Below are 18,091 nucleotides of genomic sequence, written 5' to 3'. Positions count from 1 at the left end.
AGCGGGCGCTTGTTTGCTATCTTGGCGGCCATGAACTGCCAGCAGAGCGACAGAGTGTGATGAACCAGCTATTGAAACGGGGTGGCCGGCTGGCTGCCCTTGCCAAACGGGAGCGGATCCCCGCCATGATGGCCAGGGTGGCCCGTCCATGAGCATCATTTTGGGGATAGACCCGGGTTCGCGTATCACAGGTTACGGGGTCATTCGCATCGTGGCGGGCAAGGCGGAGTACCTGGGTTCGGGTTGCATCCGCACCGACTTGGGTGAACTACCGTCGCGCCTCAAGCAGGTCTATGACGGAGTGAGCGAGATCATCACCCAGTTCAAGCCGGACGAGTTCGCCATCGAGCGGGTCTTTATGGCGCGCAATGCCGATTCGGCTTTGAAGCTGGGTCAGGCTCGCGGCAGCGCCATCGTGGCGGCGGTCAATGCCCTGCTGCCGGTGAGCGAATACTCGGCCACCCAGATCAAGCAGGCGGTGGTGGGCACCGGCGGCGCTGCCAAGGAGCAGGTGCAGCACATGGTGACTCATCTGCTCAAGCTCTCGGCCACCCCCCAGGCGGATGCGGCGGATGCCCTCGGGGTGGCGCTCTGCCATTTCCATACCCGTCAGATCCTGATCAAGATGGCCGGGCGCAGCACGGGATCGGTGCGCGGTCGTTACCGCTGAGCCGATATTGCCGGTCTGATACCGGCAATCTCAGGGAAGCGGCCCTGTGCCGGTTGGTTGCCCCTCTGGTTGCGGCGGCTGTCGGCAAAAGCCCCAACAGAGTCACAAGCTGTCGCACTGCCTGCCTGCCGCAAGGCGCAGCCCGCCCGGGCGCTAACGATAATCTTCTCAGTTAATCAACGGCTTGTGACGAAAGTCACATTTTTCGGCCTTCATCGCTTCCCTTCGCTTACCCGATCGGGACTCCCATAATGTGCGCCGGCCGCGTGGTGCGGCCCGGTGAGCCGCAGGCTCCCGTTTCATCCATCATTGGGAGAGTTGAGAAGTGAAACCTTTTGCAGCTGAATTCATGGGCACCTTCTGGCTGGTGCTGGGGGGCTGCGGCAGCGCCGTGCTGGCCGCCGCCTTTCCGAACGTCGGCATCGGCCTGCTCGGCGTGGCGCTGGCGTTCGGCCTGACCGTGCTGACCATGGCTTACGCCATCGGCCATATCTCTGGCTGTCATCTGAACCCGGCCGTGACCATTGGTCTCTGGGCCGGCGGTCGTTTCCCGGCCTCCGGCGTGCTGCCCTACATGGTCGCTCAGGTACTGGGCGGGATTGCGGCAGCGGCGGTGCTCTATGTGATTGCCAGCGGTCAGGCCGGTTTCGATCTGGCGGCGGGCTTTGCCTCCAACGGCTATGGCGAGCACTCCCCGGGCGGCTACAGCATGCTGGCGGCGCTGGTGTGTGAAGTGGTGATGACCGGTTTCTTCCTGTTCGTAATCATGGGCGCCACCGACAGCCGGGCCCCGGCCGGTTTTGCTCCCATCGCCATCGGCCTGTGCCTGACCCTCATTCATCTCATCAGCATTCCGGTGACTAACACCTCGCTCAACCCGGCGCGCAGCACGGGCGTGGCCTTCTTCGTAGGGGACTGGGCACTGGGCCAGCTGTGGCTGTTCTGGGTTGCGCCCATCGTCGGTGCCATTCTGGGTGCATTGGCCTATCGCGCGATCGCGACCAAAGCCTGATCCGTCAGGGCAACAAAGTGTGGTATCGACACGCCCCCGGGCGTGTTTTTTCGTTTCTGGCGGGCACGAAAACGGGCCGCAAGGGCCCGCAGGGTAACTTGGTCGTCGGCAAGAGGGGAGGGGCTACAACCCCTTGGCGCTCAGCATGTCTTTGTAGCGCTGGCGCAGCAGTTGCACCCGCTCTACGTAGGCGCGAGTTTCGGCATAAGGGGGGATGCCCCCATGTTTTTGCACCGCGCCGGCACCGGCGTTGTAGGCGGCAGTGGCCAGTGCCACGTTGCCGCCATACTGCTTGAGCAGCCCCGCCAGGTATTTCACTCCGCCAAAGATGTTCTGCTCCGCCAGCAGGGCGTTGCCCACCCCCAGCTCCCGCGCCGTGGCCGGCATCAACTGGGTCAGCCCCATGGCCCCCTTGCGAGACACTGCCAGCGGGTTGAAGGCGGACTCGGCGTGGATCAGCGCCCGAATGAGGGCCGGCTCCACCTGATAGGCTTTCGCCGCCGCCTGGATGGTGCTGGCGTAGTCATAGAGAAACAGCCCCGTGGTGTGCCAGTTGACCTTGGAGTCGGGGTCGCAGGCGTAGCAGTCGTTGAACAGCAGCAGCTCGTAGTGACCCTGCTCCGGCATCATGTCGGAGTAGCGCACCACGCCGTTTTTCTGCACCGACTTGTAGACCTGGATCTGGCGGGTGCCGGGCGGCAGCGGGGGGCTGGCCGGCTCGGGGGGCGGCAGCACGCCCGGGGTGTGCATGGTGACGGGGGGCGCCGCGGGGGACGGTGCCGGCGGCTCGGCGGTGAGGATCACCACCTCGGCCGGGGCGGGTGTCTGGCTCCAGCCGGGGGAGGAAAACAGCGGGATCAATCCCATCAACATCCATGCTTTCAACGGCTTGCTCCTTCAGCCTCGTTAGCCTTGTTGAGTAAAGCATCACAGCGCGGGCAGAACAAGCCCGCCCTGACCGACCCGTGCACTCGGCCGAGAAAATAGCGGTGACAGACCAAATAAAGAGGCCGCCCTGTGGCGGCCTCGCGCGGCAGTGGCCGGTTTACTCCTGCAGCCAGAGGCGGGCACTGCGGGCGGGAATGGCGACCCGCACCCACTGGCTCTGCACGTTGACCACGGCGTTTTGGTCGAGCACGTCCCGGTAGTTGCGATACCAGTTCATCTCGAACTTGGCGGTATCGAGCCAGTACTCCTGCTCGTAGTCGCACTTGTTGATGCCGACCAGCCCCTGCTTGCCGCGCTTGAACAGCACGAAGCAGTCGCCGCTGCCGACCAGCTGCATGGGTTGGCCCTGCACCGCGTTGTGGAAGCGGATCATCCCCTTGAGGTCGCTGCGCAGGTAGTAGTCCTGCCAGCGCAGCCCGTCCTTGGCCTGGGTCTCGCCGTGGTCCGAATAGACCAGCGGCGAGCCGCCGTCACGGCCGAGCAGGTAGGCATAGGCCAGCTTCTCGTCGGTCGGGTTCAGGATCTGGTAGCGAAAGCCGTCGTTGGTGGGGATGTCGTGGGTGATGGCGAAGGTGACCGCCCGGCTGCCCGGCAGCGCCTGACCGTAGGCTCCCGGATCCGCCAGCTGGTTCATGCTGCCGCCATAGCCGAGCGCCCCGCGCAGGGAGGCAAACAGCGGGAAGTCATAGGCACCCTGACCGCTGCTGTCGAGATAGGGCTTGAGGAAGCGCTCGTAATCGTTGCTGCCGGCGCCGCCGGTGGTGATCACCTCGCCGAACACGTGCATCCCCTGCTTTATCTCGGGGGTGAACACGGCGTTGATCTGGTAATCGCTCATGTGTTTGACCGCATCGACCCGAAAGCCCTTGATCCCCATCCCCTTGAGCGCCTTGAGGTAGGCTTGCTGCTGGCTCACCACCCAGTTGTTGGGGTCAAGATCCGGCAGCCCCTTGTCGCCCGCGCCGCCGCACAGCCGCCAGTACTGCACGTTGCCCGGATCGTTCCAGTCGCTGATGCACCCTTCCGGGTGGAAGTCCTGGCCGGCGAGCAAGTTCTGGCCCAGATCGCCAAACAGCTTCTGCCGCTCGAAGTAGCCGGGGTTGGCGGCATAGCTTTGCAGCAGCTCGCTGCCGGGGTAGTTGAGATCGCTGCGCTTCCAGCTCTCGTTGGCCATGTGGTTGAGCACCACGTCCGCATAGACGGCGATGCCCCGCGCCTGCATGGCGGCGATCAGCTGTTCGAGATCCTGCTTGTTGCCAAGGGGGGTGTCGATGAGGCGCAGATCCTGGGGTTGGTAGCGTGCCCACCACTCGTTGCCCGATGACTTGAGGGGCGGCGAAATGAGCACCTGTTTGTAGCCGGCGGCCTTGATGAGATCGGCCTTGGCGGTGACTTCACTGTATTTCCAGTTGAAGGCGTGCAGTATGACGTCGGCATGTGCCAAAGGAGCGATCAGCATGCCTGCGATCGCCCAGATTCCCGCTGTGTGTTTCATTATTGTCAGTCCTTGTTTTGGGTGCCCAGATGGGCACCCAGAGCCTCACACCGGCCTGTCTTGCCAGCAATCGCCGGGCGGCGATTTTGTGAGCACTTTCAAAGCGGACTGTGCGGATCTGTGACGGCTTGCAAAAAACCGTGTAGGCCGCGTTATTACTGACTTTTCAATCACTTCACCGGGCTGTTTTCAGCTCAGTCAATCCCGTTGTTGTAGAGCGGCTGCCAGGCGCAGTAGCGCTGGCCATTGCGCTGGTTGTAGAGCCAGAAGCGGTTGCAGTTGTCGTCGTAGTTGCTGGCGCCGACGTTGACGGCATAGCTGCTCAGGCGCTGCCCCTGCAGAGACTGGAACACCCCGTTGTAGAGCAGGGAGAAGTGCAGGTGCGGGCCGGTGGAGGAGCCGCCCTCGCACAGTGCCTCGTTGCGGTTGCTGGCATAGGTGCCGATGGGGGTGTCGGCGGCCACGTAGTCGCCGCTGCGCACCGAGATCCCGCTCATGTGGTAGTAGTTGGTGGCCCAGCCGTTGGGGGCGGTGACGCGCACCTGGCAGCGGGAGAAGATGGTGACGGTGCCGCTGTTGGCGGCGGTGACGGTGTAGGTGGCGCCGCCCCAGCCCGGCCAGTCGTAGGAGACATCGATGGAGGAGTAGGGGTAGCCGGAGCCGGTATGGGAGTGGGCGCCATTGGCCTTCCAGCTGTAGCCTTGGCGCCAGGGCAGCTGGAACTGGCCGCCGGCCAGCGGTGCGGCGAGGGCGGTTGCGCCGCCCCTGGGGGAGGTCATGGTATCCTGGCCGAACAGGGTCCGCCACTGCTCACCGAGCTGGCGCTGCATTGACGTGCTCAGCAGACTGGCAATGGCGGCCTGGTGTGCGGCCTGCGGCGCCAGGGCGGGGGCGCTGCGCTGCATAAGCCGTTGCTGGGCACGGGCCTGATAGAAGCGCTCGGAGAGCTGGCGCGCCATCAGCTCCAGCTGGTTGTCAAAGCCTTTGGCCTTGACCAGCTTGGCGAACGGCGCCGCCATGGCCTGCTCGGAGGGGGCCGAGATGAGCTGGCTGCTCGCCTCCATCAGGGCCAGCAGCAGCTGGGGGTTGAGGCTGGTGATGCCGCTCCAGTGCAGGATCACCTCCTCCTTGGGCAACAGGTGGGGCGCCTGTTGCAGCAAAAAGTCGTGCAGATCGAAGGCCATGGCCGCCTCGCCGAACACGAAGTGGGCCTCATCCAGGGGGAGGGCCGGGGGCTGACTGGCGGCAAGCTGCTGCGCCGTGAAGTGATAAGGGGCAAGCGGGGCATGGATGTCGCCGGCCCAGCCGGCGGCGGGAAGCAGGGCCAGCATCAGCAGGGAGGGGATCGGTCTGGACATGATAACTCCTTGGCAAAGTGGTGAGGTGTCGGTGTGGGGATGGACCCACGCGGGCAACAACAGCGCAAGGCTATGCCAAGGCTTCACCATAGGGGCAAATGCCAAAGTTGCTATTCGAATGGGGCTTTTTATGCAGAGGGATAGCGGTACTTGTTTGTTAACAAATGTTTACGAAAAGGGTTTGTAGAGCCAAATCAGTGAGTTGCGGGCCATGAAATGGCGTGCTGCCGTAAAGGGCGGGGAAGAGGCGCAAACAGTGTCTGCCACTGGCTTGCCGTGATAGGATCGCCACTGGCCAGACCGGCTGACGGCATGTTAAAAATTATGCAACTCGGTGTGGTTATTGGCTTTTTTGTTATTAAAAGCCGTGATATCGTCAATCTGGTCGGATCTCTGCGACCGACATCAATGTATGAGGACCGGGCCGAATGGCCATGGATGGAACGGGTGTGATAGGCAAGCGGGCGATGGAACTCACGTTCGAAGAGTACTGTGATGCAGACCTTTCCCTGATCAGGGATTACTACGAAACCACTTTCTCCCACTATGTGCCGGATCTGGCCGAGCGGATCTTCGTGGTACGCGACGCCCACTGGCTGGTGGGGGCCGTGCGCCTGCGCGACGAACAGGATTACTACCACCTGTGCGGTTTTCGTCTGCTGCCCCACTACCAGTCGCTGGGACTGGGCTCGCGCCTGTTGCAGCACGCCTGCAACGATCTGCAGGACAAACCTGTGGTGTGTCAGGCCTTGCCGTTTGAAAAGCCGTTCTACCTCAAGGCCGGCTTCGCCGACCTGCCCCTGCATGAACTGGAGGGGCCGCTCTTCTCGCTGTATGACCAGCAGCGCGAACAGGGTTACCAGATCGAGCTGCTGGTGCGCCAGGCCAAGGCCCCGGTCTACAACTGACGACTCACTGGGGCTTGGTCAACAGATGGATCTTGCCCGGTGACAGCTCCAGCCCCAACAGATTCTCCTTCAGCCAGGCCTGGTTCGGATCCTTGTCGTTGAGCCGATAGACCGGCTGGGTCTCCAGCCGCTTCTCCATGCTCTGCAGCAGCATGCCGAGCATGAAGCCGAACTTCTGCTGCGCCGCCTCCGGCTCCAGCTTGTATTCAATCAATTTCATGTTGTCGAGGAACAGCGCGCTCTGCGCCTTGTCGTAGCGCGGTCTCGCCTCATAGGTCATGTTCAGCCGCGCGTCGTACTCGGTCTGATCCGGCAGGGCGATCTTGAGCTTGCCCTTGCCATAGACCCGAGCGGTGTCCGGGCTCTGGCGCCCGATCTGGACATCGCTCTGCTCGAGCTGCACATGAGCCTTGATGATGCCGGGCAGCTCCAGCTGTTTGTTCACTTGCACCTGGGATTGCAGGTACTGGTTTATCTGTTGCTCATTGATGTCATATGAGCCTTGACCTAGCATGGCCAGACTGAGCAGCATAGATTGCAGGATCATGCTAACGACCTGATAGAATGGGTGTGTTTTACAGCATACCATCCTGGCTTCGCGGGATCTGCCCACCGCATTTCACTCGTCTGTAAAAGGAGTTCTCGTGATCAACGGTCTGGAGCACGACATCCAACTGCTGTTTTCCCAGTTCCTCGGCTGGTTGCTGCTGCTGTTTCACACCGTGATCGTGGCGGGGGTCTCCTTTCGGGTGGTGATGAAGCGGCGCCCCATCGGGGTCTCGCTGGCCTGGCTCGCCCTCATCTATGCCATCCCGTTTGCCGGGGTCGGCTTCTACGTGCTGTTCGGCGAGATCCGCCTCGGCCGGCGCCGCGCCGAGCGGGCGCAGGCCATGTACCGCCCTTACGCCATCTGGATCCGCCAGCTGGCCCGGCTCTTCCCCCAGCACTGCTGCGAGGTGGGGGAGAAGGCCCAGCCGCTGCACGATCTGATCCAGGGCCGGCTGGCCATGCCCATGCTCTCCGGCAACCGGATGACGCTGCTGAGCAAGCCGGAAGCCATCCTGCGCGAGATAGTGCGCGACATCCGCCAATCCTCCCAGTCCTGCTACCTGGAGTTCTACATCTGGCACCCGGGCGGCGACACCGACGAGGTGTGCGAAGCCTTGATGGAAGTGGCGGCGCGCGGCGTGGATTGTCGCTTGCTGCTCGATTCCATGGGCAGCAAGACCTTCTTCCGCTCGCCCTGGCCGAAAAAGCTGCGCAAGGCCGGGGTCAAGCTGGTAGAGGTGCTGCCGGTCGGGGCCTGGCGCATCCCGTTCCAGCGTCAGGACCTGCGCATGCACCGCAAGCTGGTGGTGATCGACGACCGGGTCGGTTACACCGGCTCCATGAACATGGTGGATCCCCGCTTCTTCAAGCAGAACGCCGGAGTTGGCCAGTGGGTCGACATCATGATCCGGGTACAGGGGCCCATGGTGCCGCTGATGTGGTCCATCTTCGTCTGGGACTGGGAGATGGAAACCGGCGAGCGGCTGCTCGACAGCCTGCAGCACGAGCCGGAGGCCTGGCCACAGAGCAACTACCGGGCTCAGCTCATTCCATCCGGCCCCTTCGTCGGTGGCGACTGCATCCAGCAGAGCCTGCTGCTGGCCATCTACCAGGCCCGCCACCATCTGGTGCTGACCACGCCCTACTTCGTGCCGGACGATCCGCTGGCGGCGGCGCTCTCCTCGGCGGCGGCCCGCGGCGTGCAGGTGCAACTGGTACTGCCGGCGCGCAACGACTCCCTGATGGCCAATTACGCCTGCAACGCCTTCATGGAGGAGCTGCTGGAGGCGGGGGTGGAAGTCTATCGCTACGACGCCGGACTGCTGCACACCAAGAGCGTGCTGGTGGATGACGACTTCGCCCTGGTGGGCACGGTCAACCTGGACCGGCGCAGCCTCTGGCTCAACTTCGAGGTGACCCTGCTCATCGACAACCCGGTGTTCGTCGCCGAGATGACCCAGCTGGTGCAGGGCTACATGATAGAGGCGACCCCCATGTCGCTGGCCAAGTGGCGGGCACGTCCCTGGTACAAGAAGGTGATGGAGAACATGTTCTACCTGTTCAGCCCCTTGTTGTGACATCACTTAATTGTGGCAGGCGCCGAATTGCGCTTGCCTAGCCCCAAGCTGGCCCCGTAGAGTGCGGCAATCACTCCCTGGAGAAACAGAAGAAGATGAAGAAGCGAGTAGCGCTGGCCGTCACGGCGGCCTTGGTGGTGGGTGGGCTGGGTGCCTGCTGGTACACGGGCAACACGTTCGATCGCATCATGGCCGAGCAGATCGCCAAGGTGAAGCAGGAGAGCGGCGTCGAACTGAGCTGGCAGCCGAGCTCGAGCAACCTGTTTGCCCGCGACGGCGTGCTGAAGGTGGTGGTCACCCCGCAGACCCTGGCCAGCCTGGATGGTCAGCTGGAGGGGAGCGAGCCGGTCGAGGCACAGTTCATCGTCACAAGCCGCATCCTGCCGCTCTACATCAAGAGCCACATGTTGCTCGACACCAAGCAGGGTTCGCTGGCGCCGGTGTTCAACGCCTTCAAGATGGAGCAGTGGCAGTTCGGCATCGAGTCGGTCAGCAGCCTGTGGACCGCCAGCAACAGCAGCCGCTTCTGGGCCAACGAGTTCAAGATCAAGCAGGGGCTCGACGAGTTCAACTTCCTGCCGATGAAGGGCGACTATCACGGTGATCTGGAAGGCAATGGTCACGTCACCTTCCACTGGCAGGGCATGACGGTGCACGAAGAGCAGAACAAGATGGACATGGTGCTGGCCGAGCTCAAGGGCAGTGCCGACATGGCCGAGATCAGCGGCATCTGGCTCTCTCCGCGCAGCGACATGACCCTCTCCGCGCTGTCGGTACAGCTGCCGGACAGCGTCAAGGTCTCCCTGCAGGGGCTGACCACCGAAACCCAGCTGGCGGGGGATGATGCCCAGACCCTCTCCAGCAGCTACCAGATGAAGGTGGACACCCTCAATCTGGAGAACGAGACCGACAACCTAGCGCTGACCCAGAGCAAGCTGGCCCTCAATCTGAAGGGGCTGGATCTGGAAGGCTATCAGGCGCTGCAGGCCTCCAGTGGCCAGGGCGTGGAAGAGGAGGCGATCCAGCAGGCGCTGGACAAGATGCTCAAGCGTGGCGCCACGCTGGAGCTGGTGGACTTGAGCTCCCACCTCAATGGCGAGCCGGTGGCCATGAAGGGTGACATCAAGCTGGCGGCCACCTCGCTCGAGCAGCTGTTCAACAGCGAAGAGGGGATGCACGCTCTCTCCGGCCTGCTGCACGCCAACCTGAGCGGCAAGCTGGGCAAGGCGGTGCCGCAGCTGGCGCCCATGCTGGATCAGTTCGCGGCCATGGGTTACCTCAAGGCGGACAAGGAGCAGCTGACGGCCGAGCTCAAGCTCGACAAGGGTGCCATGACCGTCAACGGTCTGCCGCTCTGATTGACGTTGCTTTCGTGCACATAAAACAAAGGCTCCCGCGGGAGCCTTTGTTGTTTTCAGTGGCCGGGATTACTTGAATACCACCGTCTTGTTGCCGTAGACGAACACCCGCTCGTTCAGCACCAGCTCCAGTGCCCGGCTCAGCACCGATTTCTCCACATCGCGGCCGGCCTTGGCCATGTCGTCGGCGCTGAAGGTGTGATCAACGTGGATCACGTCCTGCTCGACGATGGGGCCCTCATCCAGATCGTCGGTGACGAAGTGGGCGGTGGCGCCGATCAGCTTGACCCCGCGATCGAAGGCCTGACGATAGGGGCGGGCACCGATGAAGGCGGGCAGGAAGGAGTGGTGGATGTTGATGATCTTGCGCGGATAGGCCTCGACGAAACTCGGGGTCAGCACTCGCATGTACTTGGCCAGCACCACGTAGTCGGGCTGGTAGCCATCGATGATGGCGCGCACCTGCTCTTCGTGCTCGGTGCGGCTCAGATCCTCGTGGCTGACGGTGTGGAACGGAATGTCGAACTTGCCGGTCAACTCGGCGAGGGTGTCGTAGTTGCCGATCACCGCGACTATGTCCATGTCCAGCGCACCGGCGTAGTTCTTCATCAGGATGTCGCCGAGGCAGTGGGTCTCCTTGGTCACCAGGATGACGATGCGCTTCTTGCCGGCCTTGACCAGGCGGCGCTGGGCACCGGCGGGCAGGGCATCATCGAGGTCGGCCAGCAGGGTCTCGTCGTTGAAGCGTCCCTCCAGCTCGGTGCGCATGAAGAAGCGGCCGTTTTCGTGATCCACGAACTCGTCGTTCTTGTTGATGTTGAGCTGGTGCTTGTAGCAGATGTTGGTGATCTTGGCGATGAGGCCCTTGGCGTCCGGGCAGTCCGTCAGCAGTATTTTCTTTTCCATCTCTGTCATGATTCCGTTTGTGTTGTTGGCGCCTGAGTCTGCGCAGGCAGCGCGTTTTTTCAGGCACTATGCCACAAACAAAATCAGAAAGGACAGTGCGCCGTGCGCCCTGATGCAATGCGGCCACAAGCGGTGCGCTATTCATCTTTGATGGGTTTTGGGCTGGTATCCGGCGTTTTTTTTCTTTACGCTGTCTGCGCTTATTCTCAGGGCGGGGTGAAATTCCCCACCGGCGGTATCCCGATGTGACTCGGGGAGCCCGCGAGCGCCCGACCCGGTATTGCACCGGGACGGGGTCAGCAGATCCGGTGAGATGCCGGAGCCGACGGTCATAGTCCGGATGAAAGAGGATAAGACAGATATTGCAGGCAAGCCCCATGGGCCGGCCGCTGCATACCTATCTCTGTCTGCCTTTCCATGCCCTGATTCTGGTCCTTGTCTTGTTTAGGAGTCTTACCATGAATCAGTCTCTTCTCAGTGAATTTGGTGATCCCATTGCCCGTGTCGAAGCGGCGCTGGCAGCTCTGCGTGCCGGCCGCGGCGTGCTGGTGGCCGACGATGAAGATCGGGAGAACGAAGGGGATCTCATCTTCGCCGCCGAATCCATGACCAACGAACAGATGGCGATGATGATCCGCGAGTGTTCCGGCATCGTCTGCCTCTGCCTGAACGACGAGCGGGTACGCCAGCTCGAACTGCCGATGATGGTGGAGGCCAACTCCAGCCATTATCAGACCGCCTTCACCGTGACCATCGAAGCGGCGCAAGGGGTGACCACCGGCGTGTCGGCAGCCGATCGCATCACCACCATCCGGGCCGCCATCGCCGACGGTGCCAGACCGTCCGACCTGCACCGCCCGGGTCACGTTTTCCCGCTGCGGGCCCGCACCGGCGGGGTGTTGACCCGTCGCGGCCACACCGAAGCCACTGTGGATCTGATGCAGCTGGCAGGACTCAAACCGTTCGGTGTGTTGTGCGAACTGACCAAGGAAGATGGCTCCATGGCACGGCTGCCGGATCTGGTGGCATTCGGTCGTCAGCATCAGATGCCGGTGCTGACCATCGAGGATCTGGTGCAATATCGTCAATTGCTGTCAGAACGTTCAGCCTGAGCCTCATACGAAATTGTAATAAGCCCAAAATTTGGTTACGCTTTGTGCGAACCTCATCCAGAGACCCTCATTTTTGGCTTAACTTTGCACAAAAAGTGTACGTTTAAAAAAAAATGAGGGTTTTAATGCATTTATCTGTGATGGGGCCTATCCAAACTATGATTTTTTTGTGCCATAATCACGCCGCTTGCTAAACGTCTGGCGAGTTAAAGGGAGCTTTTAAAATGAAAAAAATGTTGTTGGTAGGTGTTGTTGGTCTGTCCGCTCTGCTGGGCGGTTGTGCAAACACCAGCGAACTGGAAACTTCCGTTCAGAATCTGTCTAACAAAGTTGACCAACTGGCTCAAGATGTTAGCGCTGTTCGTGCTGATCAATCCAAGATCGCTGCTGATGTTGCAGAAGCCAAGCAAGAAGCTATGCGTGCTAACCAGCGCATCGACAACATGGCTACTTCCTACAAGAAGTAATCCATGCGAAAAAAATGGCGCAGTTATGCGCCATTTTTTTTTTGCCTGAAATTCGTCAAATTCCCGCGTTTTCCCCGCTGATACCTGCCTGACAAGGCAATGCCGATCACTCGGCATCACCCCGTTTTTCATTCCCGCATCGATCAGTAGAGCAGGCTGTAGAGCTTGCGACGGTAGCTCTGCGCCGCCGGGTTGTTGCCCATGGTGGTCAGGATGTCGAGATAGGTCTTCTTGGCATCACCGAAGGCGAGATCCCGCTTGAGGATGGTAAACAGCAGCGTGAGCGCCTCTTCCTGCCGGCCTGCCTGGCTGTATTGCACCGCCAGCTCCTGGGCCAGGGCAAAGTTGTCCGGCTCCTGCTGGTGACGGGCTTCCAGCGCCCGCAGTTCCGGGCTGTCGGCGGCCTGTTGGGCCAGTGCCAGTCGGGATGTCAGGGTCTGGTAGTGATCGTCCTGGGCGATCATCGGGGTCTTGCCCAGCCGATCCTGCGCTTCATCCAGCAGATTGAGATCGAGCGCCGCCTGAATGAGCCACAGGCTGATGTCGTGGCGCTCCGGTGCCAGCTGATGGGCCTTGCCGAGATGGGCATAGGCAAGGTCCGCCTGACCATTTGCCAGCGCCTGCTGTCCCTGTTCGAACAGCAGCTCCTCCTCCTTGGGGGCGAAGGCGGCAAAGTAGTGGCGCAGGGTGGCTTCGTCCTGCGGGCCTTCCAGAATGGCCTGCTCGTCAGGGCGGCCCTGATGGAACAGCACCAGCGCCGGCAGGGCGCGCAGGCCGAGCTGGCCTGCCAGCGGCTGCAGCTGCGGATCGTTCATGTCCACCCTGGCCAGGGTCACCTGAGGATTGGCCGGGCCGACTAGCGCTTCCACCTGCGGGGTCATGGCCTGACACTCCGGCATCTGGGGGGCGTGGAAATAGATGACGATCGGCTTTTTCATGGAAGCATCGATCAGGGCGCTTTGGAAATTCTGGGGATTGATGTCGACGATCATGAGGCTGACTCTTGGAAAATGGTGTGAGTTAACATGGGGTTGATGGGCACAGAATTCAAGCTGCCGTCGAGCAGCCAGCCGTTGACGGCGAGGGTCGGTGCCGCCAGGCTGAGCCAGCCCCGGCCGATGGGCCAATCCTGTACTTGGTAATCCTGTTCATCGAGTTGGTTGTCGAGCTGCCACGCTTCCTCTGGCACGAAGCGCACCTTGTCGAGGCCGGCGGCGATGCCAGCGCCTTGGGCCTTCAATACCGCCTCCTTGCGCGACCAGAACCGATAGAAAGCCGGCTCTTGCTCCGCCTCGGGCAGGGCGAGCAGCCACTCATATTCACTCTGCGCATAAAAACGGCGGGCCAGTGGCAGAATCTGGCGGCGCCGCTGGCCCATTTCTATGTCCACTCCGAGCGGGCCGGCGGCACAGAGGGCGATCGCCAGCCAGTCACCGCTGTGGCTGAGGTTGAACTGCCAGCGCCCGTCGCTCAGTACCGGCTTGCCGTGCGGGTTGCTGCAAAACTGCAGCGCATCGGGGCGGCACTGCAGGCGCTCGGCCAGCAGCCGTCGCAGCAAGCCACGGCTGAGCAGGTACTCCTGGCGGCGTGCCGGCTGACCGATGGACTGCCATGTCTGCCGTTCTTCGGGGGAGAGCAGGGTTTGCAGCAGGCTCAGCTGGTCGGCGTCCGTGTTGGCCGGTTTTAACAAATAGAGATCCACAGAGATCATAATTTTTCACTTAAAAAGCATGCTGAAACAGCGATAAAAGTCAGTTTGATCCGGCCTGGGTGGCCCCTTTCGAGATTGTATATTGTTTGGCCACGATCACATTAATCAGGAAAAATAATGCATTTCCTTGCAGAAATGTGAGGTCGATAGGGATTTTCGCTTGCCTCGATAGAATTCTTGGATATAGTCGGGTGCTGTTGCCTTATAAATTGCCCGTTCGGGCCGTATTTTAACAAGTTTTACTATTTTGCGGGGATAAAGGATTGCGCCACCTGATGCTACTGCTGGTCGCGCTCGGAATGGTGGGTTGTGCCTCGGCACCCCAGCCCGAGGTCGCGAGCAAGATCGAAGTTTCCATGATGGAACCCGTTATTGAACCGGAAGCTTCGCAAACCCCAGATGTAAACGAAATCCTGACAGTATACAAAGAGTGGCGCGGTGTTCCTTACCGCATGGGCGGCAGCAGCCAGCGTGGCATCGATTGTTCCGCCTTCGCCCGTGAAGTGTTCCGCAACGCCGTCGGCATCGAACTTCCCCGTGATACCCGCTCCCAAGTCCATGAAGGCACCCGCGTTTCCAAGCAGGATCTGGTCGAAGGTGACCTGGTCTTCTTCAAGATCAATCGCCGTCTCAATCATGTCGGCATCTATGTGGGCAATGGTGAATTCATTCACGCCTCCACCCGCGCCGGGGTAACGCGCTCCAAGCTCGACAGCTCCTACTGGCGCAGCAAATTCTGGCAGGCACGCCGGATCGACATCTGAGTCAGGCTGGACAAACGGCTCGCAGTACGGACTGTTTTTCCAACCTCACTTGAACCGGGCTCGACAGCCCGGTTTTTTATGGCCGTCATTTAGACTTTCCGGGGCCAAGTCACTATAGTGTGGGCCCGTTTTCCTCGGCAGGCCCAGCATGAAGACTCATTCCGACCGCAAATCCGGATTGCATCCACGCAATCGCCATCAGGCTCCCTATGATTTCGATGCGCTCTGCCAGCGCACCCCCGAGCTGCAACCCTTCGTGTTCGTCAACGAGCACGGCACCCAGACCCTGGACTTTGCCGATCCGGCCGCCGTCAAGGCGCTGAACAAGGCGTTGCTGGCGCTGCACTATGGCATTGCGCATTGGGATCTACCGGCCGGTTATCTCTGCCCGCCCATTCCGGGGCGGGTGGATTATCTGCATCGGATGGCCGACCTGCTGGCCGAGAGTGCCGGCAAGGTGCCGACCGGCAAGGGCGTCCGGGTGCTGGATATCGGGGTCGGTGCTAACTGCATTTATCCACTGCTGGGGGCCCGCGAATATGGCTGGCGCTTCGTCGGCTCCGACATCGATCCGGTGTCGGTCAAGGCCGCTACCTTGCTGGCCAAGAGCAACGGGCTGGGCAGCCAGATCGAATGCCGCCTGCAGGGCAAGGCCGGCGACATCTTTCAGGGGATTGTGGCGCCACTCGAGCGTTTTGCGCTGACCCTCTGCAATCCTCCCTTTCATGCTTCACTGGCAGAGGCGAGCAAGGGTACGGAGCGCAAGCTGCGCAACCTGGGCAAGGCGGCGACGGCCAAGCCGGTGCTCAATTTCGGCGGCCAGAAGGCCGAGCTCTGGTGCGAAGGGGGGGAGGCGGCCTTTCTGGCGAGCATGATCACTCAGAGCAAGGCATTCGCCAGCCAGTGCCTCTGGTTCAGCTCGCTGGTGTCAAAAAAAGAGAACCTGCCGGCGGCCAAGCAGGGGCTGAGCCGGGTCGGGGCCCGTCAGGTGCGGGTGCTCGAGATGGCCCAGGGCAACAAGATCAGCCGGGTCCTGGCTTGGTCTTTCCAAGACGAGGCGGCCAGCAAACAGTGGTGGTTGCCAATGGCGCACGATAACGCCTGAACCGGCTGAAGCGGGACGACGACAAGGGGCATGCCGATGGAATGCCCCTGTTTTTTGGGGAGCGTCAGTGGCCAGTTTGGGTCGATGCCCGGCACCCATGACAATCGTTTTTCCCCTTGTGGTACCTGGGTTGGCGCCTGCATGTTAGTGAACACTTTCATTCTCGGTACAGTTGTACGCTGAGATTTTTTTGCACTTGCAGTTGAAACTTTCATAAAATAGGACTGGTTAGACCTCTTTACAGGCTTTGAATCGAATAGGGATCGGTACATGAAAGTTGTCGATTTTCTGAAGCGCAAGCGCGAAATACTGGCGCAACACCCCTTTGAGCTCAAGGATTGGCTCTCTCCGGCGATCCGCGACTACTGGCGTGAGTTTCAGCAAAAGGCACACCTCCACCCTCTGCTGGGCCGGGTGCTGGATTTGCAGAGCGACAGCCAGTCCACGCAGCAACAGCAGGGCGCGGCGCAAGTCGTCAACGGCCAGCCCGTGCCGCTGGATACCCCTGCCGTCGAACTCAGCGGCGAGGCAGCAGCCTTGTTTTCCACCTTGCAGGAGCGCATCGGCGAAGAGACTCATGTCGGCGAGTGGTTGCTGGTCAGCCAGCAGATGATCAACGAGTTTGCCACCGTGACTGGCGACAACCAGTGGATCCACACCGATCCGGAGCGCGCAGCGGCCGAGTCACCGTTCAAGACCACCATTGCCCATGGCTTCCTGACCCTGGCGTTGTTGCCGCGGTTGACGGGCAGCATCAACGAGGCCGCCCCCGAGTTTCCGACCGCCCGCATGGTGGTGAACTTCGGCCTGGATCAGGTACGTTTCCCGTACCCCATCAAGGTGGACAGCAACATCCGCGCCCGCACCAAGCTGGCTCGGGTTACCCCGATCAAGGGCGGGCTGGAGCTGCTCAAGGAGATCAAGGTCGAGATCGAAGGCATTCGTCGCCCAGGCTGCGTCATTGAATCGGTCACCCGGATCTACTTCTGACGGGGTGACGGTGTCACCCGCTGGCACGAACCGTATTGAAAAAAACAGGCTCACCTCGGTGAGCCTGTTTTGTTTATGGCGGTTTGTTGCACTTGCCTATGTTGCCTCTATGTAGGCGCCACTCACACATCCATGGCTTGCCCCGAGGGCTAGAAGCTGGCCCCCAGGCTTATCAGGTGGCGCCACTCTTTGTCTGATAAGGGGGTCTGAACACCTTGATAGTCCAATCTGGCATCTTCCCAATCGAGCTCGCTCGACCAGGAGAGGCGCAGGTGGTCGTTGAAGTAGTAGCGCATCCCCAGGCTGCCTTTTACGGCCTGCGCCCGGGTGATGTAGGGCGAGGGCTGGTCCAGATAGCGCTTGTAGGTGCCCTTGCTGAACAGCTCCAGTTGCTCCGACCAAAGTGCAATGGGTTGCCGGTAGTCCCAACCAAGGCCCATCAGGGGATAGCTGATGATCCTGTCATTGAAAATATCGGGGATGATGAAGTTGTCCCAATAACCCGGCCTGACGTAGGAACGCTCCAATCCTGCCTGGCTGATCAGCTCAAGCCGTCGCCGCTTGTCGTTCCAGAACCGGTAACCAGGTCCGGCCACATAACCTACATCCATGTATTCGGGGCTCAGCATCTGATATTCAAAGTCGACGGCGGAGCGCAGAAACCAGCGCTGATCGAAGAAGAAGTCCAGCATGGGCTTGAGCCGGTACTCATGGCTGTTGGTGACGTTGTTGGCAGTCTCGTAGATGTACTCCCCATCCAGCGTATAGCGCCAGTCGAGGTTGGCCACCTCGGTGGAGGCCTTCAGGTTGACATTGTTGGTCTGCTTGTCGCTGTGCTTGAGCTTGACGTTCAGATCGCTGCTGCCGCTCCACAACCAGGCTTTCTGGTCATCCGGCGTCAGGGCCAGCAGGGTAATGCCGGTCTTGACGGTCGGTTTGGGTTTGTCCTGCTTCTCGATGCGCCAGCGCTTGACCGCTTCGCGCTTGACGGTGACGGGGGCGCTATAAGGGAGTGCGATGCGCACCTGCTGGTCACCTATCTCCTCTATGGTGCCGGTCAGCCGGTCACCGTTGTCCATCCAGAGGATGTCGGCGGATACCGCCGGGCTCAGCAGCAGGGCCAGCAGACAGAAAATGCGGTAGCTCATGAAGATCCTCGTG

The 18,091-nt window shown here is 61.0% G+C and carries 18 protein-coding genes and 1 riboswitch; of the genes, 10 read left to right on the top strand and 8 right to left on the bottom strand.

Annotated elements, in window-relative coordinates; genetic code table 11:
* Positions 1–148 precede the first annotated feature (148 nt).
* The gene (gene ruvC / locus QLG02_RS12420; protein ID WP_005298649.1) at positions 149–670 is read left to right on the top strand and encodes a crossover junction endodeoxyribonuclease RuvC; all 522 of its coding nucleotides are present in this window, start codon (positions 149–151) and stop codon (positions 668–670) included.
* Between the two features lie 325 nt (positions 671–995).
* Positions 996–1,682, top strand: a complete 687-nt coding sequence (gene aqpZ / locus QLG02_RS12415; RefSeq protein WP_282465295.1) for an aquaporin Z — start codon at positions 996–998, stop codon at positions 1,680–1,682.
* A gap of 123 nt (positions 1,683–1,805) precedes the next feature.
* Here aqpZ and QLG02_RS12410 read toward each other — a convergent pair whose 3' ends face one another.
* The 3 genes from QLG02_RS12410 to QLG02_RS12400 all read right to left on the bottom strand — a co-directional run bounded on the left by QLG02_RS12410 (position 1,806) and on the right by QLG02_RS12400 (position 5,483).
* Positions 1,806–2,555: a lytic transglycosylase domain-containing protein gene (locus QLG02_RS12410; protein WP_282465409.1), complete on the bottom strand. Its 750-nt coding sequence runs from the start codon at positions 2,553–2,555 to the stop codon at positions 1,806–1,808.
* A 172-nt stretch (positions 2,556–2,727) separates the two neighbouring features.
* The gene (locus QLG02_RS12405; protein ID WP_039215527.1) at positions 2,728–4,125 is read right to left on the bottom strand and encodes an alpha-amylase family protein; all 1,398 of its coding nucleotides are present in this window, start codon (positions 4,123–4,125) and stop codon (positions 2,728–2,730) included.
* 194 nt (positions 4,126–4,319) lie between these two features.
* Complete coding sequence (locus QLG02_RS12400; RefSeq protein ID WP_282465294.1) at positions 4,320–5,483, bottom strand: M23 family metallopeptidase; 1,164 nt, start codon at positions 5,481–5,483, stop codon at positions 4,320–4,322.
* Positions 5,484–5,911: 428 nt separating this feature from the next.
* Here QLG02_RS12400 and QLG02_RS12395 point away from each other — a divergent pair, with 428 nt between their 5' ends.
* Entirely contained in the window at positions 5,912–6,391 is a 480-nt protein-coding gene (locus QLG02_RS12395) for a GNAT family N-acetyltransferase (protein ID WP_011705218.1), read from the top strand.
* A 4-nt stretch (positions 6,392–6,395) separates the two neighbouring features.
* Here QLG02_RS12395 and QLG02_RS12390 read toward each other — a convergent pair whose 3' ends face one another.
* Complete coding sequence (locus QLG02_RS12390; RefSeq protein ID WP_026080151.1) at positions 6,396–6,938, bottom strand: DUF1439 domain-containing protein; 543 nt, start codon at positions 6,936–6,938, stop codon at positions 6,396–6,398.
* Between the two features lie 97 nt (positions 6,939–7,035).
* Between QLG02_RS12390 and cls the strand changes: the two genes are divergently transcribed.
* On the top strand, positions 7,036–8,517 hold the full coding sequence (gene cls, locus QLG02_RS12385) for a cardiolipin synthase (RefSeq protein WP_029301503.1): 1,482 nt from the start codon (positions 7,036–7,038) through the stop codon (positions 8,515–8,517).
* Between the two features lie 95 nt (positions 8,518–8,612).
* The gene (locus QLG02_RS12380; protein WP_016349961.1) at positions 8,613–9,875 is read left to right on the top strand and encodes a DUF945 family protein; all 1,263 of its coding nucleotides are present in this window, start codon (positions 8,613–8,615) and stop codon (positions 9,873–9,875) included.
* 69 nt (positions 9,876–9,944) lie between these two features.
* Here QLG02_RS12380 and purU read toward each other — a convergent pair whose 3' ends face one another.
* A complete protein-coding gene (gene purU, locus QLG02_RS12375; RefSeq protein ID WP_011705222.1) occupies positions 9,945–10,781 on the bottom strand; it encodes a formyltetrahydrofolate deformylase in 837 nt (278 codons plus the stop codon).
* Positions 10,782–10,979: 198 nt separating this feature from the next.
* Positions 10,980–11,137: riboswitch (FMN riboswitch) on the top strand.
* 102 nt (positions 11,138–11,239) lie between these two features.
* Here purU and ribB point away from each other — a divergent pair.
* Positions 11,240–11,893: a 3,4-dihydroxy-2-butanone-4-phosphate synthase gene (gene ribB, locus QLG02_RS12370; RefSeq protein WP_039215521.1), complete on the top strand. Its 654-nt coding sequence runs from the start codon at positions 11,240–11,242 to the stop codon at positions 11,891–11,893.
* A gap of 224 nt (positions 11,894–12,117) precedes the next feature.
* Positions 12,118–12,360: an Lpp/OprI family alanine-zipper lipoprotein gene (locus tag QLG02_RS12365; RefSeq protein ID WP_010634682.1), complete on the top strand. Its 243-nt coding sequence runs from the start codon at positions 12,118–12,120 to the stop codon at positions 12,358–12,360.
* 143 nt (positions 12,361–12,503) lie between these two features.
* Here the strand turns inward: QLG02_RS12365 and QLG02_RS12360 are convergent, their stop codons facing one another.
* Positions 12,504–13,352 carry a tetratricopeptide repeat protein gene (locus QLG02_RS12360; RefSeq protein WP_282465293.1) on the bottom strand — a complete coding sequence of 283 codons (849 nt, stop codon included), beginning with the start codon at positions 13,350–13,352 and terminating at the stop codon, positions 12,504–12,506.
* On the bottom strand, positions 13,349–14,071 hold the full coding sequence (locus QLG02_RS12355) for a 4'-phosphopantetheinyl transferase superfamily protein (protein ID WP_039215516.1): 723 nt from the start codon (positions 14,069–14,071) through the stop codon (positions 13,349–13,351). The genes QLG02_RS12360 and QLG02_RS12355 overlap by 4 nt, the downstream gene beginning before the upstream one ends.
* A gap of 275 nt (positions 14,072–14,346) precedes the next feature.
* Here QLG02_RS12355 and QLG02_RS12350 point away from each other — a divergent pair, with 275 nt between their 5' ends.
* The 3 genes from QLG02_RS12350 (at position 14,347) to QLG02_RS12340 (ending at position 16,930) form a co-directional block, all read left to right on the top strand.
* Complete coding sequence (locus QLG02_RS12350; protein WP_005298673.1) at positions 14,347–14,835, top strand: NlpC/P60 family protein; 489 nt, start codon at positions 14,347–14,349, stop codon at positions 14,833–14,835.
* Between the two features lie 148 nt (positions 14,836–14,983).
* On the top strand, positions 14,984–15,940 hold the full coding sequence (gene rlmF / locus QLG02_RS12345) for a 23S rRNA (adenine(1618)-N(6))-methyltransferase RlmF (RefSeq protein WP_270831207.1): 957 nt from the start codon (positions 14,984–14,986) through the stop codon (positions 15,938–15,940).
* A 270-nt stretch (positions 15,941–16,210) separates the two neighbouring features.
* On the top strand, positions 16,211–16,930 hold the full coding sequence (locus tag QLG02_RS12340; protein ID WP_270799326.1) for a MaoC family dehydratase: 720 nt from the start codon (positions 16,211–16,213) through the stop codon (positions 16,928–16,930).
* 149 nt (positions 16,931–17,079) lie between these two features.
* Here the strand turns inward: QLG02_RS12340 and QLG02_RS12335 are convergent, their stop codons facing one another.
* Positions 17,080–18,078 (bottom strand): DUF481 domain-containing protein, encoded by a 999-nt coding sequence (locus QLG02_RS12335; RefSeq protein WP_044799496.1) that lies wholly within the window; start codon positions 18,076–18,078, stop codon positions 17,080–17,082.
* Between the last annotated feature and the right edge of the window lie 13 nt (positions 18,079–18,091).

Source organism: Aeromonas sp. V90_14 (genome assembly GCF_029967615.1).
GTDB classification, from domain to species: domain Bacteria; phylum Pseudomonadota; class Gammaproteobacteria; order Enterobacterales; family Aeromonadaceae; genus Aeromonas; species Aeromonas hydrophila.
The sequence above is the reverse complement of the archived record's forward strand: the minus strand, read 5'-3'. Positions and strand labels throughout refer to the sequence as shown.